At 69.1% G+C, this 26,274-nt stretch carries 25 protein-coding genes; 13 read left to right on the plus strand and 12 right to left on the minus strand.

Annotated elements, in window-relative coordinates; genetic code table 11:
* Positions 1-42: 42 nt before the first annotated feature.
* Together ACFWZ3_RS03550 and ACFWZ3_RS03555 are read right to left on the minus strand one after the other, a co-directional pair.
* Positions 43-918: an NAD(P)-dependent oxidoreductase gene (locus tag ACFWZ3_RS03550; RefSeq protein ID WP_439706407.1), complete on the minus strand. Its 876-nt coding sequence runs from the start codon at positions 916-918 to the stop codon at positions 43-45.
* Between the two features lie 150 nt (positions 919-1,068).
* Positions 1,069-2,244: an NAD(P)/FAD-dependent oxidoreductase gene (locus ACFWZ3_RS03555; RefSeq protein WP_439706408.1), complete on the minus strand. Its 1,176-nt coding sequence runs from the start codon at positions 2,242-2,244 to the stop codon at positions 1,069-1,071.
* Positions 2,245-2,334: 90 nt separating this feature from the next.
* Between ACFWZ3_RS03555 and ACFWZ3_RS03560 the strand changes: the two genes are divergently transcribed.
* Positions 2,335-2,817: a YajQ family cyclic di-GMP-binding protein gene (locus tag ACFWZ3_RS03560; protein ID WP_439706409.1), complete on the plus strand. Its 483-nt coding sequence runs from the start codon at positions 2,335-2,337 to the stop codon at positions 2,815-2,817.
* A gap of 64 nt (positions 2,818-2,881) precedes the next feature.
* On the opposite strand, the gene ACFWZ3_RS03565 is transcribed toward ACFWZ3_RS03560, so the two are convergent.
* Positions 2,882-3,562, minus strand: coding sequence for a DUF1345 domain-containing protein (locus ACFWZ3_RS03565; RefSeq protein ID WP_439706410.1), 681 nt, complete (start codon positions 3,560-3,562; stop codon positions 2,882-2,884).
* A 63-nt stretch (positions 3,563-3,625) separates the two neighbouring features.
* Complete coding sequence (locus ACFWZ3_RS03570; protein ID WP_439706411.1) at positions 3,626-3,901, minus strand: GNAT family N-acetyltransferase; 276 nt, start codon at positions 3,899-3,901, stop codon at positions 3,626-3,628.
* Positions 3,902-4,043: 142 nt separating this feature from the next.
* On the opposite strand from ACFWZ3_RS03570, the gene ACFWZ3_RS03575 reads away from it, so the two are divergent.
* Entirely contained in the window at positions 4,044-4,469 is a 426-nt protein-coding gene (locus ACFWZ3_RS03575) for an OsmC family protein (protein ID WP_439706412.1), read from the plus strand.
* A gap of 76 nt (positions 4,470-4,545) precedes the next feature.
* Here the strand turns inward: ACFWZ3_RS03575 and ACFWZ3_RS03580 are convergent, their stop codons facing one another.
* Positions 4,546-5,739: a diguanylate cyclase gene (locus ACFWZ3_RS03580; RefSeq protein ID WP_439706413.1), complete on the minus strand. Its 1,194-nt coding sequence runs from the start codon at positions 5,737-5,739 to the stop codon at positions 4,546-4,548.
* Between the two features lie 177 nt (positions 5,740-5,916).
* On the opposite strand from ACFWZ3_RS03580, the gene ACFWZ3_RS03585 reads away from it, so the two are divergent.
* The 6 genes from ACFWZ3_RS03585 (at position 5,917) to ACFWZ3_RS03610 (ending at position 13,502) form a co-directional block, all read left to right on the plus strand.
* Complete coding sequence (locus ACFWZ3_RS03585; RefSeq protein ID WP_439706414.1) at positions 5,917-7,791, plus strand: 3'-5' exonuclease; 1,875 nt, start codon at positions 5,917-5,919, stop codon at positions 7,789-7,791.
* Between the two features lie 240 nt (positions 7,792-8,031).
* Positions 8,032-9,522, plus strand: coding sequence for a S10 family peptidase (locus ACFWZ3_RS03590; RefSeq protein WP_439706415.1), 1,491 nt, complete (start codon positions 8,032-8,034; stop codon positions 9,520-9,522).
* Positions 9,523-9,590: 68 nt separating this feature from the next.
* Complete coding sequence (locus ACFWZ3_RS03595; RefSeq protein ID WP_439706416.1) at positions 9,591-9,788, plus strand: hypothetical protein; 198 nt, start codon at positions 9,591-9,593, stop codon at positions 9,786-9,788.
* 50 nt (positions 9,789-9,838) lie between these two features.
* The gene (locus ACFWZ3_RS03600; protein ID WP_439706417.1) at positions 9,839-10,918 is read left to right on the plus strand and encodes an aromatic ring-hydroxylating oxygenase subunit alpha; all 1,080 of its coding nucleotides are present in this window, start codon (positions 9,839-9,841) and stop codon (positions 10,916-10,918) included.
* A 118-nt stretch (positions 10,919-11,036) separates the two neighbouring features.
* Positions 11,037-12,317 carry an amino acid permease gene (locus tag ACFWZ3_RS03605; protein ID WP_439706418.1) on the plus strand — a complete coding sequence of 427 codons (1,281 nt, stop codon included), beginning with the start codon at positions 11,037-11,039 and terminating at the stop codon, positions 12,315-12,317.
* 171 nt (positions 12,318-12,488) lie between these two features.
* Positions 12,489-13,502 carry an acyltransferase family protein gene (locus tag ACFWZ3_RS03610; RefSeq protein ID WP_439706419.1) on the plus strand — a complete coding sequence of 338 codons (1,014 nt, stop codon included), beginning with the start codon at positions 12,489-12,491 and terminating at the stop codon, positions 13,500-13,502.
* On the opposite strand, the gene ACFWZ3_RS03615 is transcribed toward ACFWZ3_RS03610, so the two are convergent.
* The 3 genes from ACFWZ3_RS03615 to chrA all read right to left on the minus strand — a co-directional run bounded on the left by ACFWZ3_RS03615 (position 13,474) and on the right by chrA (position 15,942).
* Positions 13,474-13,971 carry an acyl-CoA thioesterase gene (locus ACFWZ3_RS03615; protein WP_439706420.1) on the minus strand — a complete coding sequence of 166 codons (498 nt, stop codon included), beginning with the start codon at positions 13,969-13,971 and terminating at the stop codon, positions 13,474-13,476. The two genes, ACFWZ3_RS03610 and ACFWZ3_RS03615, sit on opposite strands and share 29 nt — an antisense overlap.
* A gap of 31 nt (positions 13,972-14,002) precedes the next feature.
* Entirely contained in the window at positions 14,003-14,491 is a 489-nt protein-coding gene (locus ACFWZ3_RS03620) for a GNAT family N-acetyltransferase (protein WP_439706421.1), read from the minus strand.
* 62 nt (positions 14,492-14,553) lie between these two features.
* A complete protein-coding gene (gene chrA / locus ACFWZ3_RS03625; RefSeq protein WP_439706422.1) occupies positions 14,554-15,942 on the minus strand; it encodes a chromate efflux transporter in 1,389 nt (462 codons plus the stop codon).
* A gap of 157 nt (positions 15,943-16,099) precedes the next feature.
* Here chrA and ACFWZ3_RS03630 point away from each other — a divergent pair, with 157 nt between their 5' ends.
* Entirely contained in the window at positions 16,100-17,122 is a 1,023-nt protein-coding gene (locus tag ACFWZ3_RS03630; protein ID WP_439706423.1) for a hypothetical protein, read from the plus strand.
* Between the two features lie 3 nt (positions 17,123-17,125).
* Here the strand turns inward: ACFWZ3_RS03630 and rlmKL are convergent, their stop codons facing one another.
* Together rlmKL and ACFWZ3_RS03640 are read right to left on the minus strand one after the other, a co-directional pair.
* Complete coding sequence (gene rlmKL / locus ACFWZ3_RS03635; protein WP_439706424.1) at positions 17,126-19,315, minus strand: bifunctional 23S rRNA (guanine(2069)-N(7))-methyltransferase RlmK/23S rRNA (guanine(2445)-N(2))-methyltransferase RlmL; 2,190 nt, start codon at positions 19,313-19,315, stop codon at positions 17,126-17,128.
* Complete coding sequence (locus ACFWZ3_RS03640; RefSeq protein WP_439706425.1) at positions 19,312-19,830, minus strand: alpha/beta hydrolase; 519 nt, start codon at positions 19,828-19,830, stop codon at positions 19,312-19,314. Before ACFWZ3_RS03640 ends, rlmKL begins: the two co-directional genes overlap by 4 nt.
* Positions 19,831-19,896: 66 nt before the next feature.
* Between ACFWZ3_RS03640 and ACFWZ3_RS03645 the strand changes: the two genes are divergently transcribed.
* The 4 genes from ACFWZ3_RS03645 (at position 19,897) to ACFWZ3_RS03660 (ending at position 23,010) form a co-directional block, all read left to right on the plus strand.
* A complete protein-coding gene (locus ACFWZ3_RS03645; protein WP_439706426.1) occupies positions 19,897-20,451 on the plus strand; it encodes an N-acetylmuramoyl-L-alanine amidase in 555 nt (184 codons plus the stop codon).
* A 508-nt stretch (positions 20,452-20,959) separates the two neighbouring features.
* Complete coding sequence (gene tesB / locus ACFWZ3_RS03650; protein WP_439706427.1) at positions 20,960-21,826, plus strand: acyl-CoA thioesterase II; 867 nt, start codon at positions 20,960-20,962, stop codon at positions 21,824-21,826.
* A gap of 10 nt (positions 21,827-21,836) precedes the next feature.
* Positions 21,837-22,229 (plus strand): hypothetical protein, encoded by a 393-nt coding sequence (locus ACFWZ3_RS03655; protein WP_439706428.1) that lies wholly within the window; start codon positions 21,837-21,839, stop codon positions 22,227-22,229.
* Between the two features lie 70 nt (positions 22,230-22,299).
* On the plus strand, positions 22,300-23,010 hold the full coding sequence (locus tag ACFWZ3_RS03660; RefSeq protein ID WP_439706429.1) for an arginyltransferase: 711 nt from the start codon (positions 22,300-22,302) through the stop codon (positions 23,008-23,010).
* A gap of 165 nt (positions 23,011-23,175) precedes the next feature.
* Here the strand turns inward: ACFWZ3_RS03660 and ACFWZ3_RS03665 are convergent, their stop codons facing one another.
* A complete protein-coding gene (locus ACFWZ3_RS03665) occupies positions 23,176-24,711 on the minus strand; it encodes an FMN-binding glutamate synthase family protein (protein ID WP_439706430.1) in 1,536 nt (511 codons plus the stop codon).
* A gap of 291 nt (positions 24,712-25,002) precedes the next feature.
* Complete coding sequence (gene purT / locus ACFWZ3_RS03670) at positions 25,003-26,184, minus strand: formate-dependent phosphoribosylglycinamide formyltransferase (RefSeq protein WP_439706431.1); 1,182 nt, start codon at positions 26,182-26,184, stop codon at positions 25,003-25,005.
* Between the last annotated feature and the right edge of the window lie 90 nt (positions 26,185-26,274).

The raw sequence follows: 26,274 nt of genomic DNA on the forward strand, positions 1-26,274 counted from the left end.
CAAGGGCGCTCCTACAGAAGAGCGGGCGGCTTTCGGCTCGTGTCATGTGAGATGTGCGCGGCGCGCGGCCACCTGCGCCAGCGCCGCCCAGTCCAGCCCCTCGCCGCCGGCGGCCAGCGCCTCGATCAGCGCATCGCGCACCACGCCGGCGAACGGCAGCGGCACCCGCGCCGCCTCGCCCGCGGCGAGCGCAAGGTTGACGTCCTTCAGGCCCAGCGGCAACGCGAAGCCCGGCGGTGCGTAGCGCTCCTCGGCGATCAGCGTTCCGTAGCCCTGGTAGGCCGGCGCGGCGAACAGGGTGTTGGTCACGATCTCCAGGAAGTCGGCCGCACTGACGCCATGCGCCCGCGTCAGCGCGCTGGCTTCGGCCATGCTTTCGATCGCCGAGGCGAGCATGAAGTTGCCGGCCAGCTTCACCACGTTGGCGCGCTCGGGCGCCTCGCCGACGGGCCACAGCCGGCTGCCCAGCACCTCCAGCAAAGGACGCACGGACTCCACGACGTGCGGGTGCCCGGCCACCACGATGTTGAGTTTCGCAGCCGCGGCCATGTCCGGTCGGCCGAACACCGGCGCGGCGACGTAGCCCAGCCCGCGCTCCGCGTGCGCCTGGGCCAGCTCGCGTGCCAGCGCCACCGAGATGGTTGCGTGGTTGACGTGCACGGTGCCGCGATCCATCTCGTCCAGCACGCCACCGTCGAGGAACACCTCGCGCACCGCCTGGTCGTTGGCCAGCATGCTGTGCACGACCTGGCCCTGCACCGCCCGCCCGGGCGTGCGCGCGACCTTGGCGCCGAGCGAGGCGAGCGGCTCGGCGGGGCCTTCGGAACGGTTCCACACGGTCAACACGTGGCCGGCGGCGAGCAGGTTGCTGGCCATGGCGCTGCCCATGGCGCCCAGGCCGAGGAAGCCGATGTTCATGCGTTTCTCCATCGTTGGACTTTGCCTGTAGGAGCCCGCTTGCGGGCGATGCTCCCGGCCTCGGTGTGACTTGAGAGCATCGCCCGCAAGCGGACTCCTACACGGACGCGGCCAGGATGACGCAGCGGGCATCCATGCCGCGCGAATACCTCAAGCCACCTCACCGGCCGCATGCGCTGATGCCCACGCCCACTGGAAGTTGTACCCGCCCAGCCAGCCGGTCACGTCGACCACCTCGCCGATGAAGTACAGCCCCGGCACGAGCTTCGATTGCATGGTGCTGGAGGACAGGCCGTCGGTATCCACGCCACCGAGGGTCACCTCCGCGGTGCGGTAGCCCTCGGTGCCGCTGGCGACCAACGGCCAGTCGTTGATGCGCGTGCCGATCGCGGCCAGCTCCGCCTCGCGGTACTGGCGCATCGGTCGATTGCCGAAGTCGAGCTCGCACAGGCGCTGCGCAAGCCGCTTCGGCAGCACGTCGCCCAGCACGGTCTTCAGCTCGGCCGCCGGGCGTGCCGCGCGCTGGGCAGGCAGCCAATCCGCGGCGTCGCGGTCGGGCAGCAGATCCAGCCGCAGTTCCTCGCCCGGTTGCCAGTAGGAGGAGATCTGCAGGATCGAAGGCCCGCTGACACCGCGATGGGTGAACAGGAGCCCCGCACGGAACGCCTGCCGCCCGCAGCGCGCCTCGACCGCCAGCGCCACGCCGGCGAGGTCCGCGTAGCGCTCCTGATGTTTGCCGCTCAACGTCAGCGGCACCAGCCCGGCGCGCGTGGGCAGCACGGCGTGGCCGAACTGGCGCGCCAGTTCGTAGCCGAAGCCGGTGGCGCCCATGCTCGGAATCGACAGCCCGCCGCTGGCCACCACCAGCGCTTGGGCATGCACTTCACCGCGCGCCGTGGCCACATTGAAGCCGGCCTCGCCGTGGCGCACGCGTTCCACCGCGCAGCCGGTCTCCACGCGCACGCCGGCGGCCGCGCACTCGTCCAGCAGCATGCGCACGATCTGCTTGGAGGAGTCGTCGCAGAACAACTGGCCGAGTTCCTTCTCGTGGTACGCGATGCGATGTTTTTCCACCAGCGCGATGAAATCCGCCGGCGTGTAGCGCGCCAGCGCTGACTTCGCAAAGTGCGGGTTGGCCGACAGGTAGTTGGCCGGCGTCACGCCCAGGTTGGTGAAATTGCAGCGCCCGCCGCCGGACATCAGGATCTTCTTGCCCGGCTTGTTGGCGTGGTCGAGCACCAGCACGCGCCGACCGCGCTGACCGGCGGTGATCGCGCACATGAGGCCGGCGGCACCTGCGCCGATGATGAGGACGTCGGTTTTCATGATTGGCAGGGAACGCGCACCGGGCGCCGGCCGCACATTATCGCCGAGCGCTTACACTTTGACGCCTTCCAACCCGATCAGGTGCCCACCATGCCCTCTTTCGACGTCGTCTCCGAAGTGGACAAGCACGAACTCACCAACGCGGTCGACCAGGCCAACCGCGAGCTGGCCAGCCGCTTCGACTTCAAGGGCACCGACGCCAGCTACGAGCTGGACGGCTACGTGATCACCCAACGCGCGCCCAGCGATTTCCAGCTGCAGCAGATGCTCGACATCCTGCGCGGCCGCCTGACCAGCCGGAAGATCGACATCCGCGCACTGGACGTGTCCGAGCCGGAGGTGAACCTGGCCGGGGCGCGGCAGAAGATCACCGTCAAGCAGGGCATCGAGCAGCCGGTGGCCAAGAAGCTGGTGGCGGAGCTGAAGGCGGCCAAGCTCAAGGTCGAGGCGCAGATCAACGGCGACAAGCTGCGCGTGACCGGCAAGAAGCGCGACGACCTGCAACTGGCGATCGCGCACCTGCGCAAGTCCGAGGTCGAGCTGCCGTTGCAGTTCGACAACTTCCGCGACTAGCCTGTAGGAGCGCCCTTGGGCGCGACTGACATCCCGGTCGCGCCCAAGGGCGCTCCTACAGGAGTTACGAACCCTGCCCCGCCACGATGTTCACGCTGACCGCCACGATGAACACGTTGAAGAAGAAGGCGATCACGCCGTGCACCAGCACCATCCGGCGCAATTCGCGGCTGGTGACCTGCACGTCGGAGACCTGGAAGGTCATCCCGATCACCACCGCGAAATAGGCGAAGTCCCAGTAGTCCGGCTCGCCGCCGCCGGGAAAGTCCAGTCCCTTGTGCTGCTCGCCATAGCCGCCGTAGTAGCCGTGCGCGTAATGCAGGGCGAACAGCGTGTTGAGGAAAGCCCAGCTGAGCATGATGCTCGCGGCCGCCACCACGATGGCGAGCAGCCCACCGGTCTTGCCGGCCTCCAGCTCGGTGCCAAGCGCCACCAGCACGACCGTGGAGATCGCCACGCCGCTCCACAGAATGCCCCAGCGTCCGGCGTCCTGGCGACGCGCCTTCTCACGCATGCCTGCCGGTGTGGCCCGGGCGAATTCGCGCAGCTGCAGCGCCATGAAAGACAGCGCGCCCGCATCGAAGCCAAGCAGGAACGCGGGCGCCGGATGCATGCCCAGTGCCCATGCCGCGACCGCCACCGCCAACAGCACGATGGCGCCGATGACCAGCGAGGGCCGCACCCGCAGCGCATGCAATACGCCGCGGCGATGGTGCCGCTTATCGTGGGGATGGGAATCGCTCATCGGGCCTCCTGAGACCGGCGCGGGCCAGAGTGTGGCCGACGCCGCACAGCGGGCACAACGGGATCAGGCGCGCAGGTCGGCGAACTCGGGGTGCCGGCGCAGCCAGGCCGCCGCGTAGCCGCAAGCGGGCACCACCGTCCAGCCTTCGGCGCGCGCGGTTTCCATCGCGGCCTGGGTCAGCGCCGAGGCGATGCCGCGGCCTTCCACCGCGACCGGCACACCCGTGTGGGTGATCGTCATGACCTTGTCGGACAGTCGGTAATCCAGCTCGCAATGCTGGCCGTCCACCTCGGTGTCGAAGCGCTTGGCCGAGGGATCGTGCCGGATGTCGAAGCTCATGCCGATGCTCGTCGATGGAAAGCGGAAAGCTTACGGCCGGCGCCGGCAAAACGCGCGTGAAGCGGGTGCCGGCGTGCGTTCGCGCGGCCTGCATGGCGCGGCGCCCACACTGGCCCGTCCATCCGAGCCCGAGGGAAACGCCATGAAGAAATCCGCTTCCGCCACCTGGACCGGCGGCCTGAAAGACGGCCAGGGCACCCTTTCCACCCAGACCGGCGTGCTGCGCGAGGCGCCATTCGGTTTCAAGTCGCGCTTCGAGGACGGCCCCGGCACCAACCCGGAGGAACTGATCGGCGCAGCGCTGGCCGGCTGCTTCTCGATGGCGCTGTCGCTGGGCCTGGGCAACGCTGGGCTGACGCCGGAGCGAATCGAGACGAAGGCGCAGGTGACGCTGGACAAGCAGGGCGACGGCTTCGCCATCACCACCATCGCGCTGAACTGCCGCGCCCGCGTGCCGGGCGCCGATGCCGACACGTTCCAGCGCATTGCGCAGGAGACCAAGCAGGGTTGCCCGGTGTCCAAGGTGCTGCGCGCCGACATCTCGCTCGACGCCGCGCTGGAAGGGTGACCCTCGGGAAGGCGCAGGGTGGGCTTCAGCCCACCGCGGCCGTGCGGGAAAGTGAGTCGAAGCCCACCTGCGCGCATCAGGCCAGCAGGCGTCGCCCCACCAGGACCGGATCGGATGCCATCACCCGGTTGCGGCCCGCGTGCTTGGCCGCATAGAGCGCCGCGTCGGCGCGTTGCAGCAGGGCTCCCACGTCACTCTCGCCCGGCTCGGCCCCCGCGACGCCGATCGACACGGTCAGCTGCAGCAGATGCCCGTCGACCAGCAATGGCGTGGTCTCGACCGTGGCGCGGATCCGTTCGGCCAGCACCAGCGCCTGCTCCAGGTTGGTGTCGGGCGCCAGCACCACGAATTCCTCGCCGCCGATACGCCCGATCACATTGCCGGCGCGCAACGTGGCCCGGATGCTGTCCACCAGTGCCAGCAGCACCTTGTCGCCACCGCCGTGGCCGAAGCGGTCGTTGATGCTCTTGAAATGGTCGGCGTCGATCATGAGCACGCCCATCGAGCGCCCCGCGCGTTGGGCCTGGGACAGCATCCGGGTGGCGCTTTCGGTCAGTGCCAGGCGGTTCTTCACGCCGGTCAGGGTGTCGACCCGCGCCAACAGGTGCAGTTCGCGCTGCAGCGTTTCGTTGTAGAGCAGCAGGAAGCCGATGCTGAGGAACAAGGGCTGCATGCCCGAGAGCAGCACGTAGAGGTAATTGACCGTATCCGGCTGGATGATGTCGGCGGGCGGGTTGAGGTCGAACCACAGCTGGCCGTTGCGCCACACCAGCAGCAGCGCGGCCGCCGAGCACATCACCACCAGCGCCATCCGCGCCCGCGTGCCTTGCCGCGGGCCGCCGCGCAGCAGCGCCTGCATCCGCAGCGCGATGTCGGCCATGATCGCGGCCGAGCCCCACAGCACGCGCACGCGGTAGTCCGGATCGACCACCCCGAACCAGGCCACCCCCAGCCAGCCGACCACGCCGATCGCCAGCGCGGTGCGCCAGCGCAGGGGCTCCCCCAGCAACATGCGCAGGGCGACCACCGACATGCCCTGCGCCAGCAAATTGAGCGCGTTGCCGCCCAGCAGCAACTGCGCCGGGTGCAGCCAGGCCTGCGCCGCCAGCATCGTCCAGGCGGCCGATTCGACCGCCAGCGCGGCGGCGCGCAGCTTCAGGCTGGTGCGCGCTGCGCCCGGTCCGCCGTGGGTACCTGCCCACAGCAGAACGGCCAGCACCAGCGACTGGACGGCACTGATCAGCGACAGCGTTTCGATATGCATGGGCATGCTGGGCTCTCCCCGCGCCCGAACGTGACGATGGCGCCCGCCCTGGATGTCGCGTGTCCGCGATGGCGTCCTGTGCCTGGTCGTCGCCCGTCATATCGGCGCTGGCTGCCTCGACTTTAGCGTTGACAGCGTGCGGAAGTTCGATACTTTCCACGCAAAACGCCCGACGGACGCCGAATGGCCACCCAGATCCCCTCCCGCAACAGCTGCCTGCCGCGCATGACCGCCGGCGAGAAGCGCTTCTCCGAGCGGCTGGAACAGAAGCTGGAGGACGACTACCTGCTCTGGTACGACGTGCCCGTCGGCCTGAAGCAGCGCCGCCCGGACTTCGTGGTGTTCCATCCACGCCGCGGGCTGCTGGTGCTGGAGGTGAAGGACTGGAAGGCCGAGACCATCCAGCACGCCGACAGCACCCAGTTCACACTGATCACCGAGCGTGGCCTGGTGAAGGAGAACCATCCACTGCTGCAGGCCCGCGCCTATGCGCTGGAGATCGGCGTGGTGCTCGAACGCGATCCGGCGCTGCGATTCCCCGAAGGCCACCGCCATGCCGGCAAGATCATCATGCCGTGGGCCTGGGGCGTGGTGTTGTCCAACATCAGCCGCAAGCAGTTCGAGGAGGGCGGGCTGGACGCGGTGATCCCGCCGCACCTGGCGATCTGCCGCGACGAATTCTACGAGTCGGTCGAGTCGGAGGACTTCCAGGAGCGGCTGTGGGCGATGTTCCCCTATGCGTTCCCGGTGGCCATGACGCTGCCGCAGATCGACCGTGTGCGCTGGCACCTGTTCCCCGAGTTGCGCGTGGAACCCGGCAGCGGCCAGTTCGGCCTGTTCGGCCCGACCGATGCGGCGGTGCGCCCGCTGCAGATTCCCGAACTGGTGAAGGTGATGGACGCGCAGCAGGAACAGCTGGCACGCTCGCTGGGCGACGAGCACCGGATCATCCACGGCGTAGCCGGCTCGGGCAAGACCATGATCCTGGGCTTCCGCGCGATGCAGCTGGCGCGCGCGATGAACCGGCCGATCCTGGTGCTCTGCTACAACAAGACCCTCGCGGCCCGGCTGGAGCAGCTGATCGGCGAACGTGGCCTGGCCGAGAAGGTGCAGGTCTACAACTTCCACAAGTGGTGCCACAAGATGCTCACGGCCTACCACGTGGAGTTGCCGCCGAAAGGCAGCGATGGGTTCTTCGCGCAGATGGTCGAGCGGGTGATCGACGGCGTCGACAAGGGTCAGATCCCGCGTTTCCAGTACGGTGCGGTGTTGGTGGACGAAGGCCACGACTTCGAGCCGGACTGGTACAAGCTGATCGTGCAGATGATCGACCCGGCGACCAATTCGCTGCTGGTGCTCTACGACGACGCCCAGAACATCTACGGCAAGGCCGACCGGCGCAAGGTGAGCTGGAAGAGCCTGGGGGTCCAGGCGCAGGGCCGCACCACCATCCTCAAGCTCAACTACCGCAATACGCTGGAGATCCTGGCCGTGGCGCGTGGCTTCGCCAACGAGTTGCTCATCGAGCGCGACGACGACGGCGACGGCGTACCGCTCGTCGCCCCCGAGAGCGCCGGCCGCCGCGGTGCGGTGCCGGAGCTGATCCGCGTCGAGACGGCCGCCGCCCAGCTCACCGTGCTGATCGCACAGTTGCGCGACGAGCACGCGCACGGCCGGCCGTGGTCGGACATGGCGGTGATCTTCCGCAACCAGTGGGAAGGCGAGAAGCTCGCCGAGGCACTGGACCGCGAAGGCATCCCCGGCCGGCTGGCCGAAGGCCGGGGCAAGGGAGCGCTGTTCGCCGTCGCCGACACGGTCAAGTTGGTGACCATGCATTCGAGCAAGGGGCTGGAGTTCCCGTTCGTGATCATCCCGGGGCTCGGATCGCTGCCCAAGGAGGGCAAGGACGAGGCCGAGGAGGCGCGCCTGCTCTACGTGGCGATGACCCGCGCGACCGAGCGGTTGGTGCTGATCCACCATGACGATTCGGTGTTCAGCAAGCGCATCCGCGATGCGATCAATCAGGTGCAGGACCAGTTGGTCGCCCTGCCGGCCTGAGGATCGCGCTCCGGTCGCCCCCATCCGCCCTTCGGGCACCTTCCCCCGTGAACGGGGGAAGGATCGAACATGCGGCCAACGTCGCACGCGGAGCCACCTGAGTGAGCCTTCCCCCGTTGACGGGGGAAGGTGCCGACAGGCGGATGGGGGAAGCCTTGCCCCGGCCCCCATGCCTTTGGGCACACCCCTCAAGCCCCACCACCCGCTAGGCTGGCCGTTTCCGCAACAAGGGGAATCACCGTGCGCAAGACCCTCCAGGCCACGCTGCTGGCCGCCTCGCTGCTGGCCGGCCTCGCCGCCCCCGCCGTCGCCGCCGACAAGCCCGCCGCCGAGGCCAGCCACGGCGACTTCCACCTGCCGCCCTTCCCCGCCGACGCGCACGCCCAGCAGACCGCGCAGATCGACGGCCGCACGCTCAAGTACACTGTCACCGTCGGCTCGCTGCCGGTGCGCGACGCCAAGGGCAACACGGTCGCCGAGGTGGTCTACACCGCCTACACCATGGGCGGGGGCGACCGTCCGGTGACCTTTGCGCTCAACGGCGGCCCGGGCGCCTCGTCGGTCTATCTCAACCTGGGCGCCATCGGTCCCAAGCGGGTGGATTTCGGCGTCGAGGGCGACAACCCCTCCGACCCGGCCACGCTGCACGACAACCCCGGCAGCTGGCTGCCCTTCACCGACCTGGTGTTCATCGACCCGGTCGGCACCGGCTTCAGCCGTGCGCTGGTCGACGACAAGAAGGCGACCGAGCTCTTCTACAGCACCGACAACGACATCAAGTACCTCTCGCGGATCGTCTACGACTGGCTGGTCAAGAACGGCCGGCTGCAGTCGCCCAAGTACCTGGTCGGCGAGAGCTACGGCGGCTTCCGCGGCCCGCGCATCACCGATTACCTGCAGACCCAGCTCGGCGTGGCGATGAAGGGCGTGGTACTGGTGTCGCCCTATCTCGACCCGGCCGCCTTCAACGACGAGAACGTCTCGCCGCTGCCGTGGATGCTGACCCTGCCCTCGATCGCCGCCGCGCACCTGGAGCGCGAGCACAAGCTCACGCCCGAGGCGATGGCGCAGATCGTCGAATACACCCGCGGCGAGTACGCCAGCGACCTGATGCGCGGCCGGTCCGATCCGCAGGCCACCGAGCGGGTGATCAAAAAAGTGACCGAACTGACCGGTCTCGACCCGTTGTTCGTGCGCCGCTCGGGAGGCCGGATCGAAACCCAGGCCTACCTGCGCGAGGTCTATCGCGCCGAAGGCAAGCTCGGCAGCCGCTACGATTCCAACGTCACCGCGTGGGACCCGTTCCCCTACGCGCCGCGCCAGCGCACCGGCGACCCGATCCTGAACGGCATCATCGCGCCGACCACCACGGCCATGGTCGATTTCGTCACCCGTACCGTGGGCTGGAAGTACGCGGGCCGCTACAACGCGCTGAGCTACGAGGTGAACAAGCTCTGGCACGAGGACGACGACGCCGACGAGGGCTCGGTCTCGCAACTGCGCGAGTCGGTCGCCACCGACCCGGGCCTGCGCGTGCTGATCGCGCACGGCTGGGACGACCTCTCCTGTCCGTTCATGGCCTCCGTGCTCGTCGTCGACCAGATGCCGCCGATGGGCGATGCGACCCGCGTCCAGGTGAAGAACTACCCCGGCGGCCACATGTTCTACGCCCGCCCGGACAGCCAGGCGGCACTGCTGAAGGACGTCAAGGCGCTCTACGGCGCACGCTGAGTGCGAAGGTGCCGGCTCCCATGGGAGCCGGCACCCTACACTGTCGCCCGGCCATCAGGGATGATCCCATGCAATGCAAGCTGTTCTGCCGCAAGTCCGGCTATTTCACCCGTCCGGCAGCCTTTGCCGAAGTCCTGCAGCGGGAGGTCAACGACTGGCTGGCGGCGAACCCGTCCATCCGCGTGGTCCACGTTCTGCAATCGTCCAGCGGCGGTAGTCTTGAGCCCACCTCGGTGACCGTTTCGGTCTGGTACGAGGGCCAGTAACGCAGGCCGCCCGCAGGGCGCGACTCCCCAACCCAACCGCCGGTGCCGCCATGACCGAGCTGCTCACGCCCGATATCCTCGCCGCCCAGCCGCTCGACCATGCGCACGCGCTTTCGGCGCGCTGCTACACCGATCCGCGCATGCCGGCACTCGACGCCAGGGCCGTGTTCGCGAAGAGCTGGCAACTGGTCTGCCACCAGTCGCAACTGGCCGGCGTGGGCGACCACCTGGTCACCGCCATCGCCGGCCTGCCGATCGTCGTGGTGCGCAGCGACGACGCCACCATCCGAGCTTTCCACAACGTCTGCCGCCATCGCGCCGGCCCGGTCGCCAGCTGCGACGGCAAGGGCGCGACCGCCTTGCGCTGCCGCTACCACGGCTGGACCTACGGCCTGGACGGCGTGCTGCGCGGCGCGCCGGAGATGGGTCGTACGCCCGACTTCGATCCCTCGACGATCCGCCTGCCCGAGGCACGCGTGCAGGTCTGGCAAGGCCTGGTCTTCGTCGCCACCGGCGAGGGGCCACCGTTCGCGGATTTCGTCGATGGTATCGACACGCGCCTGGGCGAAGGGCGATCGCTGGCCGGCTTCGAGTTCCATCATCGCGCCAGCTGGGAGGTGGCCTGCAACTGGAAGGTGTACGTGGACAACTACCTGGAGGGCTACCACGTGCCGCACATCCACCCGGGGCTCAACAGCGTGCTGGACTACCGCAGCTACGTCACCGAGACGGCACAGTGGTACTCCTATCAGTTCAGTCCGCTGGAAAGCGCCGACGAGCTCTATGGCAGCGGCGAGGCGCTTTACTACTTCCTCTACCCCAACACGATGCTCAACATCCTGCCCGGGCGGCTGCAGACCAACCGCGTGCTGCCGTTGGGTGTGGACCGCTGCCGGGTGGAGTTCGACTTCTATTACGCGCCCGACCCGAGCGAAGAAGCGCGCGTCCGGCGTGAGCGCGACGTCGCCTTCAGCGACGAAGTGCAGGACGAGGACGTGACCATCTGCGAGGACGTGCAGCGCGGACTGGCGTCCGGCTCCTACGAGAGCGGGCGGTTGAATCCGCTGCGCGAGAACGCCGTCCACCACTTCCATGAACTGCTGCGCCGCACCTACCGCGAGCACGCATGAAACCTGCCGATACCCCTGTAGGAGCGCACCCGGTGCGCGACCGCGGGCTGCCACGGTTCCACGCGGACGTCAGGTGCGCGGTCGCGCACTGGGTGCGCTCCTACACGTTTTGTCTGCGATGAACGGGCGTCCGCTCGGCCAGCTGGCCCTGACCGCCCTGGTCATCGGCAACATGATCGGCTCGGGCGTGTTCCTGCTGCCCGCGGCACTGGCGCCGTACGGCGCGGCGAGCCTGCTCGGCTGGGCGCTGACCCTGGCCGGCGCGCTGCTGCTGGCGCTGGTCTATGCCTGGCTGGCGCGCGCGATACGCAACCACGGCGGCGCCTACGGCTACGCGCGGCGCGCGTTCGGCGACAGCACCGGCTTCGTGGTGGCGTGGAGCTACTGGGTGTGCACCTGGAGCGCCAACGCGGCGATCGCGGTGGCCTTCGCCGGCAGCCTCGGCGCGCTGTGGCCGGCTGCCGGCGCCACGCCGTGGCGCTCGGCCGCCTGCGCGCTGGGCGCTCTGTGGCTGTGCACCGCAGTGAACCTGGCCGGCGTGCGCGAAGCGGCGCGCGTGCAGATGTTGACCACGCTGCTCAAGCTGGTGCCGCTGGTGCTGTTCGGCCTGGTCGGGCTGGGCTGGGCGCATGCCGATGCCTACCGCCCGTTCAATCCCAGCGGATTGCCGCTGCTGGGCGTCGGCACGTCCGTCGCTGCGCTCACGCTGTGGGCGATGCTCGGCTTCGAGGCCGCCACGGTGCCGACCGGCGTGGTGCGCGACCCGGAGCGCACGGTGCCGCGCGCCACCGTGATCGGCATGCTGATCGCGGGCCTCGCCACGATGCTTGCCTGCACCGTCGTCATCGGACTGCTGCCGCTGGACGAACTGCGCCACTCCGCCGCGCCCATGGTGGCTGCCGCGGCGCGCATGTGGGGACCGGCAGCGGGCGCCGTGCTGGCCGCGGTGGCGACGATCTCCTGCTTCGGTGCGCTCAACGGCTGGGTGCTGTTGCAGGCACAGACGCCGCTGGCGGCGGCGCAGGACGGATTGTTCCCGGCCCGCTTCGCCCGGCTCGACGCACGCGGCACGCCGGCCTTCGGGCTGGTGCTGGGCAGCGGCCTGGCCAGCGCGCTGATCGTGGCCAACTACAGCCGCACGCTGGTCGCGCTGTTCACCTTCTCGATCCTGCTCTCCACCGCCACCACGCTGTTGCCCTACGTGGTCAGCGTGCTGGCCTGGTGGCGGATCGAGCCTGCCGCGCACTGGTGGCGACGGCTGGTCGCCGGCGGCGCGCTCGCTTACGCGCTGTGGGCGCTGGTCGGCACCGGCGCCGAGTCGCTGCTGTGGGCCGGCGTGCTGGTGGCGATGGGCCTGCCGGTGCTGGCGTGGCAACGCCGGCGCTCGGCCGTCCCGTAGAGAGCGCCCACGCATCGGCAACCTTCCTGAACGGACGGCGCATCGCGATGCCTGCGGGGACGTCGCTTCCACCAAGGCGTTGCTAGCCTGCGGCGGATGTATGGATTTGCCCGCACCGCCGACACGCCTGCCGTCCTCGGATCGCCCGTCCGGCCCGCACGCGATGCGTGGATGGACAACGCCCGCCTGGCGCTGATCACGCTGGTGGTGTTCGGCCACAGCCTGGAGCCGCTGCGCGGCGTCGCCTCGATCGATGCGCTGTACCGCTTCCTCTACCTGTTCCACATGCCGGCGTTCGCCTTCCTCTCCGGCGCGGTGGCGCGAACCGAGGTGGATGTGAAGCTGCTCAAGCGGATCACCTTCCAGTTGCTGCTGCCTTACCTGCTGTTCCAGGCGCTGTACGCGCTGGCGGCACAGACGCCGGGCTGGCCCGATGCCGGACCCAAGGGCGTCACCACGCCCTACTGGCTGCTCTGGTACCTGCCGAGCCTGGCGGCGTGGCGCCTGTTGCTGCCGCTGTTCATGCGCTTGCGCCACCCGCTCCTGCTGGCCTGCCTGTTCGCGCTGATGGCTGGCTGGGCCGACGACGTGGGCTATCGCATGTCGCTCTCGCGCACCGCGTCGTTCTTCCCGTTCTTCCTGATCGGCCATCTGTACGCGCCGGCGTGGCGCGAGCGGCTGCACGGTCCGCTGGCCTGCGTGCTGGCGCTGGCCACGCTGCTGGCGCTCGGCTGGGCCGCGAGCGCGGTGCCGGACCCGCGCTGGCTCTATGGCAGCAACGGCTACGCCGCGCTGGGGGTGGACTACGCGGCAGGCACCTTGTGGCGCCTGCTGCGGCTGGGCGCGGGCGTCGCCGGTAGCGCCGCGTTCCTGGCGCTGGTTCCGCGTCGGGAATTCGCTGTCACGGCGGCCGGTGGGCGCAGCCTGCAGGCGTACCTCGCGCACGGCTTCATCGTGAAGTTCGCGGTGACCGCCGGACTGTTTGCCTGGCTGGAGGCCGGCCAGCCGCCGCTGGCCAACATGGTGGTGCTGTTGCTGGCCGCCTGGCTGCTGGTGCGCCTGCTTTCCAGCGTGCCGGCCGAGCGGCTGCTAAGTCCGCTGACCAGCCCGCAATGGCTTGAGCGGTTCCTGTGGCGGGCGCCGCCGGCCGGGGAACTCAAGTCACCGGTGCGGCCGCGGGCCTGAGCACGGCGACCTGCTGCTCCATCGTCTTGGACAGCTCCATCAGCCGCCGGGCGTAGTCCTGCAGGCGGCGGTCCTCGTCCGTCTGCGGCTCCCAGCGTGGCACCGGCGTGGGTTTGCCGTCGGGGCTGTCGAGCGCCACAAAGACCATCACGCAACTGGTCGCCAGCCGCTGTTCGCCCTTGCGCAGGTCCTGCGCCAGCACGTCCACCGCCAGGTGCATGCTGCTGGTACCGGTATGGATCAGCCGTGCGCGCACGGTGACCAGGTCACCGATCAGGATCGGCGCGATGAACTGGATGCCGCTGACCGACACGGTCACGCAATACGCGCCGCTCCAGCCGACCGCACAGGCGTAGCCGGCCTGGTCGATCCATTTCATCGCCATGCCGCCGTGCACCTTGCCGCCGAAGTTGACGTCGGTGGGCTGGGCGAGGAAGCGGAAGCTGACTTCGTTCTGCTGGCCGGGCATGGCGGTCCTGTGATGTCGGATCAGCGGCCGATTATGCCCGCCCGCGGGACCCGGCGAGTTCCAGCGCCATCGGCGTGGTGCGCACGCCGGCAGGCGAGAAGCCCTCCGGCCCGGTCGCGACGAAACCGAAATGTTCGTAGACGGGAACCGCGACGCGCGTGGCGTTGAGCGTGAAACGGCGCGTGCCCGCGCGGCGTACGGCATCGGCCATCGCGCGCCGCCACAACCGGCTGGCGATGCCGCGACCCTGATAGCGCGTGCCAACGAAGAACTGCACCAGGTGGCTGTCGTCGCGCATGCCCGCGATACCGACCAGCACCTCATTCAGCCAGGCCAGATGGAAGCGCTGGCCCTCCTGCATGCGCTCGCGCAGCACCCGCGTGCCAAGCCGCGCCAGCAGCGCCTGGCCGGCTTCGTGCGACTGGTCGGGCAGGATCCAGCGCCGCGCCACCCGGCGCGCCAGCAGGCTGATGGCCGGCGCATCGTCGGGACGCCCCAGGCGCAGGTGCAGGTCGGACATGGCTACCCCTGTCATCGTCGGGCGACAGTGTGCGTGGCGTCCGGACCGAACGCCACGCCCGGCTAGAGCGCTCCACCGAGCCAGCGCCAAAGCAGCGCGATCAGCCCACTTCCCAGCAACACGCGCCCCATGCCGACCTTGAAGCGCAGCATCGCCAGCATCGCCGCGGCCGCGATCACGGCGGACGGCCACTGCAGCGTCGCCCACTGCGGATGCTCCAGCCGAAGCCAGCCGAACTGGCGCTCGTCCACGCGGCCGAACACGGTGTGCAGGGTGAACCACACCGACAGGTTCAGCACCACGCCCACCACCGCGGCGGTGACCGCCGACAGCGCCGCATGCAGCGCCCGGTTGCTGCGCAGCGCCTCGATGTAGGGCGCGCCCAGGAAGATCCACAGGAAGCACGGCGCAAAGGTCACCCAGGTGGTCAGCACCGACCCGGCCACGCCCGCGGCCAGCGGCGACAGGCCAGCCTGGTGGTAGTAGGCGCCGAGAAAAGCGACGAACTGCACGACCATGATCAGCGGCCCGGGCGTGGTCTCGGCCAGCGCCAGGCCGTCGAGCATCTGCCCCGGCGTGATCCAGTGGAAGCCGACCACGGCGCGCTGTGCGATGTAGGCCAGCACCGCATAGGCGCCGCCGAAGGTGACCACCGCGGTCTGGCTGAAGAACAGCCCCTCGCGCGCCAGCACGCTCTGGCGCCCGAATGTGGCGATCACCGCCAGCACCGGTAGCCACCAGATCGTCAGCCAGGCCAGCGCCACCCGCCACGCACGCGCGCCCGAGGGCCGTGTATGCGTCAGCCGCCCCTGGCCCAGCAGGCGGTCGATGAGGAAATCGGACGATGCATCGGCGGCCGACGACGCCGGCGCCGGGAAACTCCGCGGCGCCCACCAGCGCCCGAGCAGGCCGCACAGGCCGGCACCGAGCACGATCAATGGAAACGGCACGCGGAAGAAATAGATCGCCACGAAGGCCAGCGCGGCGATCGCGACCATCATGCGGTTCTTCAGCGCCTTGCGGCCGATCCGGATGACTGCCTCGACCACCACCGCCAGCACGGCCGCCTTCAGTCCGATGAAGACCGTCAGCACCAGCGGGACCTGACCGTACAGCGCGTAGACGATGCTCAACGCCAGGATCGTGACGAAGCCGGGCAACACGAACAACACGCCGGCGATCAGGCCGCCCACCGTCCGGTGCAGCATCCAGGCGATGTAGATCGCCAGCTGCGTGGCCTCCGGCCCCGGCAGCAACATGCAGTAGTTGAGCGCGTGCAGGAAGCGCGCGTCGCTGATCCAGCGCCGCGTATCGACCAGCTCGCGATGCATCAACGCGATCTGGCCGGCCGGGCCGCCGAAGCTGAGCAGGCCGATCTTCGCCCACACGCGGGTGGCTTCGCGCAGCGAGACCGGCAGGGTGTCCGCTTCGGTGGAAGACCGCTCGTTCATCGGCACAGGTCCGGTATGGGTGGGGACGCGATCGGTCTGCCAGCAGTCCACCTCGCCGCTGGCTCCCCAGCGGACGCCGCCTGCCCCGCGGCGGGTGCACGACGGCAGTGTTATAAGCGCCGCATCCTACGCTGTGTGAAGCCTGGAGGCGCTGGGCATGCTCACCGGAACCCTTCGTCGCAGGCCCTTCTTGGCGGGCGTGGTCCTGGCCCTCCTGATCAGCGCGTCGACTGCCTGCGGCCAGGCGAAACTTTCCCTGCCGCTCACCACGGTCGCCGATGCGCCCCTGACCGGCCGCACGACGCGCTGGGACTACGCCAGCCTGGAGCCCACCCGCCACCACCTGTTCCTGGCGCATCTTGGCGACGGCGTGGTGACCGTGTTCGATACGCGCCGCCAGCGGGTGGTTGCCGACATTCCCGGCGTCAACCAGGTGCACGGCGTGCTGGCGATTCCCGATCTGGATCGCGTCTACGCCTCGGCCACCGGCACGGACGAGGTCGTGGCAATCGACGCCACGAGCCTCAAGATCCTCGCGCGGGTGCCGACCGGCGATTACCCGGACGGCATGGCGTACGCACCCAAGGCACACAAGCTCTACGTCTCCAACGAGCACGGCGGCAGCGACACGGTGATCGACGTGCGCAGCAACCGTCGCGTGGGCACCATCGCGCTCGGCGGCGAGGTGGGCAACACACAGTACGACCCGGGGTCCGGGCATGTCTTCGCCAACGTGCAGACGCGCGCCGAGCTGGCCGAGATCGACCCGGCGACCGACAAGGTCGTCGCGCGCATCCGGCTGCCAGGCGCGCGGGGCAACCATGGCCTCTACATCGACGCTCCTGCGCGGCTGGCCTTCATCGCCTGCGAGGACAACGCCACGCTGCTTGTGCTGGACCTGCGCAGCCGCCGCGTGGTCGCCTCGTTCGAAACCGGCGACGGGCCCGACGTGCTTGCGTTCGACCCCGGGCCGGGCTGGCTGTACGTCGCCAGCGAATCGGGCGAGGTGGCCCTGTTCGAAGTCAAAGGGCGCCACGTCCGCGCTCTCGGGCGAGGCGCGCCGGGACCGAACGCACACGTCGTGGCGGTGGACCCGGCCACGCATCGCGCCTATTTCCCGCTGAAGGACTGGAACGGCAAGCCGGTGCTGCGGATCACCGCGCCCGCCGTTCCGAAGTGACGACTAGCGGCGTCCGCGCAGGTGCCGGACGCTGTCTTCCCACGGCGAGGCCTGCGCGTGCAGGCGCAGCAGCCAGCAGCCATGGATGTCGGCGCGGCGGGCGAAGTCGAACGGGATGCTGGCGGCGCTCCAGTCCTCGATGGTGAAGCGTTCCTCCAGCGCCTCCACGTCGAGCTTGAAGCGCCGGAAGTTGTTGGAGAACACCACCACGCCGTCGCTCGCCAGCCGGTCGGCGCAGGCCAGCAGCAGCGCCGCGTGGTCGCGCTGCACGTCGAAGTCCTCGGCACGTTTGGAGTTGGAGAAGGTCGGCGGATCGACGTAGATCAGCCCGTAGTGACCGCGGTCCTGGCGCAGGAACGTCGTGGCGTCGGCCTGCACCAGCCGGTGCGCCGCGCCGGTGAAGTCGTTGAGCGCCAGGTTGCGCGAGGCCCACTCCAGGTAGGTGCCGGAGAGATCCACGCTGGTGGTGTCGCGCGCGCCGCCGGCGGCGGCATAGACGCTTGCCGTGGCGGTGTAGGCAAACAGGTTGAGGAAGCGCTTGTCGCGCGCAAGCTCGCGCAGCTTTGCACGGACCAGCCGGTGGTCGAGGAAAAGGCCGGTGTCGAGGTAGTCGGTGAGGTTGACCAGGAAGCCCAGGCCGCCCTCCTCGACCTCGTGGAACTCGCCGCGCTGATCGAAACGGCCGTACTTGGCCCCGCCCTTGCCGCGCTCGCGGGTCTTCAGCGCGATGCGCTCGCGCGGCACGCCGAAGACTTCGCCGGCCACGCGCATGATCTCGCGCAGGCGCGTGCGGGCCACCTCGACCGGCACGTCGGCAGGCGCGCGGTACTCCTGCACGTGCAGCCAGGGTTCGGCATCCGCCCGGCCGTAGACGTCGATCGCCGCCGCGTACTCGGGCAGGTCCTGATCGTATGCGCGCCAGCAGAAGACGCCTTCGCGCGCGAGCCGCTTGCGCTGGTGGCGCGCGGTCTTTTCCAGACGGTTCTTCAGCATCTGCGCGCCGGGCGAGAGCGGCTTGCGTTCGCGTGGCGCGGTTTCCTTCGGGCTCAGGTCGAAGGTGAGCAGCACGGTTTCGAGCGCGCCGTTGTAGAGCGCGTAGCGCTTGTCCGCGTGCAGGCCCAGCGCACGGCCGAGCTCCGCGTCGCCCGCCAGCACAGCAGCGCGCCAGCCGGTGAAGCGCGTACGCAGCGCATCGCCCACCGCGCGGTAGAGCTGCGGCATCTGCGCGCGGTCGCCCAGGCGCTCACCGTACGGCGGATTGGTGATGACCAGGCCAGTGGTCTGGCCAGCCGGCGGCGCGGCGTGCGCCACGTCGTGCTTCTCCAGCGTGAGGAAGCCGGCTACGCCCGCCTCCTGCGCATTGCGCTTGGCGGTCTGCACCATGCGCGGATCGGCGTCGGAGCCGAAAAACGCCGGACGCAGATTGCGCAGGCCGGCCTCGGCGCGCTCGCGCGCCTCCTCCAGCAGGCCACGCCACAGCGCGATGTCGTGCTGCTGCCAGCCGAGGAAGCCGAAATACTCGCGGCGCAGACCGGCCGCCACGTCGGCGGCCATCAGCGCGCCTTCGATCAGCAGCGTGCCCGAACCGCACATCGGATCGAGCAGCGCGCCGCCGTCGGCGTAGACCTGCGGCCAGTGCGCGCGCAGCAGCATCGCGGCGGCGAGGTTTTCCTTCAGCGGTGCCTCGCCCTGTTGCTCGCGCCAGCCGCGCCGGTGCAGCGGCGTGCCGGCGAGATCGAGCGAGAGCGTCGCGCGGTCGCGCTTCAGGCGCAGGTTGACGCGAATGTCCGGCTCGTCGGTATCCACCCCCGGCCGTGCACCGTCGCGCTGGCGAAACTGGTCGACCACCGCGTCCTTGGTGCGCTGGGCGATGAACTGGCTGTGCGTCAGCTTGCTCAGCGCGGTGTGCGCATCGACCGCCAGCGTGCCGTGCGGCGCCAGGTGCGCCGACCAGTCGATCGACTGCACGCCCGCGTACAGTGCGTCGTCATCCGCGGCGTCGAACTCGGCCAGCGGCAGCAGGATGCGGCTGGCCAGGCGCGACCACAGGCAGGCGCGATAGGCCGTTTCCAGCGTGCCGCTGAAGCGCACGCCGGCGAGCGACTCGTGCGCCTCGGCGGCGCCGAGCGCGAGCAGTTCGTCGCGTAGCAGGTATTCCAGGCCCTTCGGGCAGGTGGCGAAGAAATGGCTCATGCCAGGATGTCGAGAAAGAGGGCGAACTGGCGTTCGATCGCCGGGAGACTGCCGCTCAGGCGGTGGTCGTCGTCGAGCGCGAGCAGGGGCAAATTGAGGCGGTTGGTAAAACGTTCGATGTCGTCGATGGGGCAGACCTCGTCACGCCAGCCGTGGACCATCAATGTGGGCACGTCCCGGCGTACGTCCAGCGCACTTTCGACGCCCGGGATCGCCGGCGGCGTGGCCATCAGGAACAGGCCGGCGACCGGATGTTCCAGCGACGCCAGCGCCGAGACGAACGCGCCCATGCTGGAGCCGACCAGGACCGGCGGGGCATCGCAGGCCATGATCGCCGCGTTGAGGCGGGCCAGCCGCGGCGCCACCGAACCGGCGTGGCCCCGCGTGTCGTCCTCGCGATAGTCCAGCCGTTGCGTGTGCCAGCCGCGCGCCTCGGCCAGCGCCGCCAGCGCGCTCACCTTGGTGGCGTCCGGGCTGGCATCGGAGCCGTGCGAAAGAAGGATCGTGCCGCGCATCGCTCGGAACTCCGGACCGCCGTGTGGACCGCGCATGATAGCCGGTGCCGTGCGAGACTTCCCTTCATGCCCGCGATCACCGACCAGCCGCTGCCCTACGTCGACCGCCTGCCCGAACGGCCCGCCGAGGCGGTGGCGCTGGTGGTGATCCACTGCACCGAGCTGCCGGACCTGGCGACCGCGCGGGAGTATGGCGAGAAGGTGCTGTACGAAAGCGGGGCCGGGAACAGCGGGCATTACTACGTCGATCGGAATGGCGCGGTACTGCGTTATGTGCCTGGCACGCGCATCGCGCACCACGTGCGTGGGCGCAATGCCGATTCGATCGGGATCGAGCTGGTCAATCGCGGGCGCTATCCGGACTGGTTTGCTGCGGGCAACCAGACGATGAGCGAGGCTTATCCGCAGGTGCAAATCGAGGCGCTACAGGAGCTGCTCGCCGAGCTGCGCCGGGCGTTTCCCAACCTGCGTGCGATTGCGGGCCATGAGGACCTCGATACCGCGCGCGTGCCGGCTACTGACGATCCGGTCGTGATGGTGCCGCGCAAGCTCGATCCGGGACCACTGTTCCCGTGGGACGTAATCGTTCCGGCGTGTGGTTTGGAGCGGGTTCGGGCCTGACCGGGTTTCCCCGCGAGCCCCCTCACCCCAACCCTCTCCCCGGAGGGGAGAGGGAGCCGGTTCGCGGCACATCCACACCTTTCGCTCCTGCCTTTCGCTCCTGCCTTTCGCTCCTGCCTTTCGCTCTCGCTCTGGCTCCTCTGAAAGGTGCGCGCAGGAAGCGCGCTGCTCTTCCCAAATCCCCTATGGCGCGGCGGGCGGGTGGCGGATCAGCCCGCAGGGTGGCCGGCAGGACGCCGGCCAGTTTTTCGTCGGGGCAGGAAGCCCCGTCGAAAAACCCCGCCACCCGCACGCGTACCCGAAGGGCGCGCCATCGGGGTGCCCTTCTCTTTGGTTACTTTCTCTTGGGCAAGCAAGAGAAAGTGACTCGGGCGCCGAAGGCGTCCGAAAGCTCTTGCTCTAGCTCTCATCAACCGCCGAGGCGAGCCCCATCCCGGCCGTCTCCCCGGAGGGAAGAGGGAGCAAAGCCCCCTATAATCCGTATTCCCTCACGCACCACGGACACCCCATGCGGGAAGAACACGTCAAGGAACTGGTCGACCTGCTCCAGCTCGAGCGTCTGGAAGACAACCTCTTCCGCGGCCAGAGTCGCGACATCGGCACCCGCTTCGTGTTCGGCGGCCAGGTGCTCGGCCAGGCCCTCTCCGCCGCGCAGCGGACCGTCGACCCCAAGCGCGAAGCCCACTCCCTGCACGCCTACTTCCTGCGCGCCGGCGACATCGACGCGCCGATCGTCTACTCGGTCGAGCGCGCCCGCGACGGCGGCAGTTTCTCCGCCCGCCGCGTGGTCGCGATCCAGCACGGCCAGCCAATCCTCAACGGCGCGGTGTCCTTCCAGGAACCGGAAAAAGGCTTCGAGCACCAGAGCGCCATGCCCGAAGTGCCCGCGCCCGAAGACCTCGAACCCATGCGCCACCTGCCGCCGGACGAACTGGCCAAGCTGCCGGTGAAACTGCAGCGCTGGCTCGGCATCGACGGGCCGTTCGAGTTCCGGCAGGTATGGCCGCGCGACGAACTGCACCCGGCCAAGCGCCCGCCGATCCAGCACATCTGGTTCCGGCTGACCGCGCCGATCGGCGACTCGCCGGTGCTGCATCGCGCCCTGCTCGCCTATGCGTCGGACTTCCACCTGATCGGCACCGCCACGCTGCCGCACGGCATTTCCTACCTCACTCACAACGTGCAGATGGCCAGTCTCGACCACGCGATGTGGTTCCATCGCCCGTTCCGCGTCGACGAATGGCTGCTGTACTCGTTCGACAGCCCGACCGCGCAGGGCGGCCGCGGCCTGGCGCGCGGGCAGATCTACAGCCGCGACGGCCGGCTGGTCGCCTCCACCGCACAGGAAGGCCTGATCCGCCTGCGCAACGGCTAAACTTTCGGCCATGCGTCCCCTTTACACCTCCCCCCGCCAGGAAAACATCGACCGCGTGGTCGCGCTGCTCGCCGAACACGGCATCGAGACGACCATCACCGGCCGATCGAACTGGAACCGTCCGAGCTACCAGCGCTTCAGCTATTCCCAGCGCAACGAGAGCCGCGAGAGCTGGCCGCAGGTCTGGATCAACCGCGCCGACGACTACACCCGGGCACGCGCGCTGATGCGCGAGCTGGGCATCGAGCCGATGGTGCGCCATGGCGAGGAACTGGCGGCGGCGCGTAATCCGACGCCTGAGATGCGTCGCGCCAGCGTCGCCACGCGCGTGCGCCGCATCGTACTGCTGGCGCTGGCCGCCGCCTTCATCGTGCTGATGTTGCGCTACATGGGCAAGATCTGAAGCGACCCATCACGGCGGTCTTCTCGGAAAATTTGCAACCGCCCGCGCACTCGGTCATAGAATCGGGCTCATGCGCTCCGAACGCGTCCGCCTGTTCCAGACCCTGCCGCACGCCTGTGGCTACTACGCCGAACGCACGGCGCAGAACCTGGTGATCGATCCGGCCGCGCCGCGGCTGGACCAGCTCTACGGCCCGGCACTGGAGCGCGGCTTCCGCCGCGCGGGCGGCCACCTGTACTACCCCAACTGCCCGCAGTGCCGCGCCTGCACGCCGTGCCGCATCGACGTGGAACACTTCGTGCCCGACCGCGGCCAGCGGCGCTGCCTCAAGCGCAACGCGGACCTCACCGTGATCGAATGCATGGCCGGCTACAACGCCGAGCGCCATGCGCTGTACGAGCGCTACCTGCGCACCCGCCACGCCGGCGGCGGCATGGACGAGGCCGACGCCAGCGATTTTCGCCGCTTCCTCACCGCGCCGTGGAGCCCCACGCTGTTCCTGGAATTGCGCCGGGGCGAACGGCTGCTGGCGGTGGCGGTCACCGACGTGTGCATCAACGGGCTGTCGGCCGTCTACACGTTCTTCGATCCGGACGAGAGCGCGCGCAGCCTGGGCACCTACGCCATCCTGCAGCAGGTGCAGCTGGCCCGCCGCCGTGGTCTACCGTGGCTGTATCTGGGCTTCTGGATCGAAGGCCACGAGAAGATGGACTACAAGCGGCGCTTCCATCCGTTGCAGGTGCGCACGCGCGAGGGTTGGGTGCCGCTCGATGCAGGCTAGTCACGGATGCGCTAACGCGCCCAAAAGCGCCCCCCCCCATCCGCCTGTCGGCACCTTCCCCCGCCTTGCGGGGAAGGCTCGGTAACGCGCCCCAACGTTGATCCTTCCCCCGTTCAGGGGGGAAGGTGCCCGAAGGGCGGATGGGGGAAGCCTTGCGCACACGCGCTAGATCGAGGGCCCTTGCCCGACCACCCGCGACGAGCCCACTTCCGGATACGGGAACAGCTTGATCAACGGCAGCGAGAGCCCATCGTCTCCCACCACGCGGCAGTGCGTGCGATCGAGCTGACGCGGATCATCCACACCGCAACTGTGCGCGATGATGCCGACCTCGTACATCAGGTTGCGCGCGTAGTGCGCCACCTTCTCGGTCTTGTCCGTCACCACCAGCCCGCGCTGCAGCTTGGGGTTCTGCGTGGTGATGCCGGTCGGGCAGGTGTTGCGGTTGCACTGCAGCGACTGGATGCAGCCCAGCGCGAGCATGAAGCCGCGCGCGGAGTTGACGAAATCCGCGCCGACCGACAACGCCCACGCCACGTCATAGGCCGTGATGCGCTTGCCCGAGCAGATCACCTTGATGCGATCGCGCAGGCCCTTGGCGATCAGCGTGTCGACGAGCGTAGGCAACGCCTCGTGCAACGGCAGGCCCATGCCCTCCATCAAGGTCTGCGGCGCAGCGCCGGTGCCGCCTTCGGAGCCGTCGACGATGATGAAGTCGGGCGCGCTTTCGATGCCGCGCTTCCACACCTGGTCACACAGCTCCTCGATCAGGCCGGGGCCACCCAGCACGGCCTTGAAACCGGTCGGCTTGCCGCTGACCTCGCGCACGTGCGCGATGGCGTCCAGCAGCTGCGACACGTTGGCGATATCCAGATGGCGGTTGGGGCTCTGCGAGTCCTGCCCGACCGGGATGCCGCGAATGGCGGCGATCTCCGGCGTCACCTTCACGCCCGGCAGCAGGCCGCCCATGCCGGGCTTGGCGCCCTGGCCGAGCTTGATGCTGACCATCTTCACCTGCTTGTGCGCGCAGATCGCACGCAGGCGCTCGTCGTCGAGCTGGCCGTCGGCCGTGCGCACGCCGTACTTGGCGGTGCCGATCTCGAACACCAGGTCGCAACCGCCTTCCAGGTGGTAGGGCGCCAGTCCGCCTTCGCCGGTGTCCATCCAGATACCGGCCTTGGCCGCGCCGTGCGAAAGCGCGCGCACCGCCGGTGCCGAGAGCGCGCCGTAGCTCATCGCGGAGATGTTGAAGAACGCGGCGTGGTCGTAGGGCTCGCGCGCGTATGGGCCGATCCGCACCGGCTTCGGATCGACGTGATGACCCTCCAGCCGCGGAAACGGCGCGTTGACGAAGAACGGGATGCCTTCAGCGGAAAGATCGCGCGTGGTGCCGAAGCCGATGGTGGTGTCGGCGTTCTTGGCCGCGCGGTAGACCCACACACGCTGGGCGCGGTTGAACGGCAACTCCTCGCGGTCGCTGGCGAACAGGTACTGGCGGAAGAACTCGCCCAGGCGCAGAAAGCCGTAGCGGAAGTGGCCGATGACCGGGAAATTGCGCAGCACGGCGTTGGCGGTCTGGTAGCGGTCGGCCACCCATACGGCCAGTACGACCACCACCGCCAGCGCCAGCATCAGCACGAAGAAAGCCGCCAATGTTTCGACCAGCACGATCAACCAATGCGCGAAGCCGTCCGATGCCATCGCGTGCCCCTCTTTCGGTGAAACGGAGAGCCTAGCCTATTCGCGAGGGGTGGGTTCGCCGCAAGACTTCCCCCATCCGCCCTGCGGGCACCTTCCCCCGCGCGCGGGGGAAGGACCACCTCGGGATCCTGTAGATGGCAGGAAGCCCAAGCTTCCGATCCTTCCCCCGCGCGCGGGGGAAGGATCACCTCGGGATACTGTAGATGGCAGGAAGCCCAGGCTTCCGGTCCTTCCCCCGTTCACGGGGGAAGGTGCCCGCAGGGCGGATGGGGGAAGCCTCGCCTCAGCCCCTCAAAGCTCGACCCGCAGATGCCCCGCCGCGCGCACCGCCTTGACGCGCGCCGCCTCGACATCCACATCCCGCGCCAGCGTCACCGCCATGCGTCGGCGACCCTTCACCTCCGGCTTGCCGAAGATGCGCAACTGCGTGTCCGGCTCGGCCAGCGCATCGGCCACGCCGTGGTACCGCGGGTGGCGCCCCTCGCCCTCGACCAGCACCGCGCACGAGGCCGACGGGCCCCACTGGCGTATGACGGGAATGGGCAGGCCGAGAATGGCCCGCGCATGCAGCGCGAACTCCGAAAGCTCCTGCGACACCAGCGTGACCAGCCCGGTGTCGTGCGGACGCGGGCTCACCTCAGAGAAGATCACGCGGTCGCCCTTGACGAAGAACTCCATGCCGAACACGCCCCAGCCACCCAGCGCCTGGGTGATCGCCGCGGCCTGGCGCTGCGCCTCGGCCAGCGCCGCCTCGCTCATCGGCTGTGGCTGCCAGGACTCGCGATAGTCGCCGTGTTCCTGCCGATGGCCGATCGGCTGGCAGAAGCTGGTTCCGTCGACGTGGCGAACGGTGAGCAGCGTGATCTCGTAGTCGAAATCCACGAAGCCTTCGACGATCACCCGCCCCTGCCCGGCACGCCCACCCGACTGCGCGTAATCCCACGCTGCGTCCAGTTCGGAGGCATCGCGCACCGTGCTCTGCCCTTTGCCGGAGGAACTCATCACCGGCTTGATCACGAACGGATAGCCGATCGCCCCGACCGCCGCGCGGTACTCCGCCTGCGTGTCGCAGAAGCGGTAGGGCGAGGTCGGCACGCCCAGCTCCTCGGCCGCGAGGCGGCGGATGCCTTCACGGTCCATCGTCAGCCATGCGGCGCGCGCGGTGGGGATCACGCGCAGGCCTTCCTGCTCCAGTTCGACCAGCGTCGGCGTGTGGATGGCCTCGATCTCGGGGACCACCAGATCGGGCCGCTCGCGCGCGATCAGCGCGCGCAGCGCCGCGCCATCGAGCATGTCGATCACGTGGCTGCGGTGCGCTACCTGCATCGCCGGCGCGTCGGCATAGCGGTCGACCGCGATCACCTCGACGCCAAAGCGTTGCAATTCGATCGCGACCTCCTTGCCCAGTTCGCCCGAGCCGAGCAGCAGGACGCGCACGGCGGCGTCGGAAAGCGGCGTGCCGAAAGGCTTCATGGAAAGCTCCCTGGAAGATTGGGGCGCATTGTAGGGCTACGCTGCACTGCGCATTGACGCCAGCCCGGTCAACGGTTCCACTGGGCACGT

The sequence above is a fragment of the Frateuria sp. GZRR35 genome (assembly GCF_051900415.1).
In the GTDB taxonomy this organism is placed as follows: domain Bacteria; phylum Pseudomonadota; class Gammaproteobacteria; order Xanthomonadales; family Rhodanobacteraceae; genus Frateuria_A.

Excerpts from the sequence above, each read along its gene's own strand:
- ACFWZ3_RS03550 (WP_439706407.1), bottom strand. The coding sequence starts at position 918 with ATGAACATCGGCTTCCTCGGCCTGGGCGCCATGGGCAGCGCCATGGCC.
- ACFWZ3_RS03555 (WP_439706408.1), bottom strand. The coding sequence starts at position 2,244 with ATGAAAACCGACGTCCTCATCATCGGCGCAGGTGCCGCCGGCCTCATG.
- ACFWZ3_RS03560 (WP_439706409.1), top strand. The coding sequence starts at position 2,335 with ATGCCCTCTTTCGACGTCGTCTCCGAAGTGGACAAGCACGAACTCACC.
- ACFWZ3_RS03565 (WP_439706410.1), bottom strand. The coding sequence starts at position 3,562 with ATGAGCGATTCCCATCCCCACGATAAGCGGCACCATCGCCGCGGCGTA.
- ACFWZ3_RS03570 (WP_439706411.1), bottom strand. The coding sequence starts at position 3,901 with ATGAGCTTCGACATCCGGCACGATCCCTCGGCCAAGCGCTTCGACACC.
- ACFWZ3_RS03575 (WP_439706412.1), top strand. The coding sequence starts at position 4,044 with ATGAAGAAATCCGCTTCCGCCACCTGGACCGGCGGCCTGAAAGACGGC.
- ACFWZ3_RS03580 (WP_439706413.1), bottom strand. The coding sequence starts at position 5,739 with ATGCCCATGCATATCGAAACGCTGTCGCTGATCAGTGCCGTCCAGTCG.
- ACFWZ3_RS03585 (WP_439706414.1), top strand. The coding sequence starts at position 5,917 with ATGGCCACCCAGATCCCCTCCCGCAACAGCTGCCTGCCGCGCATGACC.
- ACFWZ3_RS03595 (WP_439706416.1), top strand. The coding sequence starts at position 9,591 with ATGCAATGCAAGCTGTTCTGCCGCAAGTCCGGCTATTTCACCCGTCCG.
- ACFWZ3_RS03600 (WP_439706417.1), top strand. The coding sequence starts at position 9,839 with ATGACCGAGCTGCTCACGCCCGATATCCTCGCCGCCCAGCCGCTCGAC.
- ACFWZ3_RS03605 (WP_439706418.1), top strand. The coding sequence starts at position 11,037 with ATGAACGGGCGTCCGCTCGGCCAGCTGGCCCTGACCGCCCTGGTCATC.
- ACFWZ3_RS03610 (WP_439706419.1), top strand. The coding sequence starts at position 12,489 with ATGGACAACGCCCGCCTGGCGCTGATCACGCTGGTGGTGTTCGGCCAC.
- ACFWZ3_RS03615 (WP_439706420.1), bottom strand. The coding sequence starts at position 13,971 with ATGCCCGGCCAGCAGAACGAAGTCAGCTTCCGCTTCCTCGCCCAGCCC.
- ACFWZ3_RS03620 (WP_439706421.1), bottom strand. The coding sequence starts at position 14,491 with ATGTCCGACCTGCACCTGCGCCTGGGGCGTCCCGACGATGCGCCGGCC.
- chrA (WP_439706422.1), bottom strand. The coding sequence starts at position 15,942 with ATGAACGAGCGGTCTTCCACCGAAGCGGACACCCTGCCGGTCTCGCTG.
- ACFWZ3_RS03630 (WP_439706423.1), top strand. The coding sequence starts at position 16,100 with ATGCTCACCGGAACCCTTCGTCGCAGGCCCTTCTTGGCGGGCGTGGTC.
- rlmKL (WP_439706424.1), bottom strand. The coding sequence starts at position 19,315 with ATGAGCCATTTCTTCGCCACCTGCCCGAAGGGCCTGGAATACCTGCTA.
- ACFWZ3_RS03640 (WP_439706425.1), bottom strand. The coding sequence starts at position 19,830 with ATGCGCGGCACGATCCTTCTTTCGCACGGCTCCGATGCCAGCCCGGAC.
- ACFWZ3_RS03645 (WP_439706426.1), top strand. The coding sequence starts at position 19,897 with ATGCCCGCGATCACCGACCAGCCGCTGCCCTACGTCGACCGCCTGCCC.
- tesB (WP_439706427.1), top strand. The coding sequence starts at position 20,960 with ATGCGGGAAGAACACGTCAAGGAACTGGTCGACCTGCTCCAGCTCGAG.
- ACFWZ3_RS03655 (WP_439706428.1), top strand. The coding sequence starts at position 21,837 with ATGCGTCCCCTTTACACCTCCCCCCGCCAGGAAAACATCGACCGCGTG.
- ACFWZ3_RS03660 (WP_439706429.1), top strand. The coding sequence starts at position 22,300 with ATGCGCTCCGAACGCGTCCGCCTGTTCCAGACCCTGCCGCACGCCTGT.
- ACFWZ3_RS03665 (WP_439706430.1), bottom strand. The coding sequence starts at position 24,711 with ATGGCATCGGACGGCTTCGCGCATTGGTTGATCGTGCTGGTCGAAACA.
- purT (WP_439706431.1), bottom strand. The coding sequence starts at position 26,184 with ATGAAGCCTTTCGGCACGCCGCTTTCCGACGCCGCCGTGCGCGTCCTG.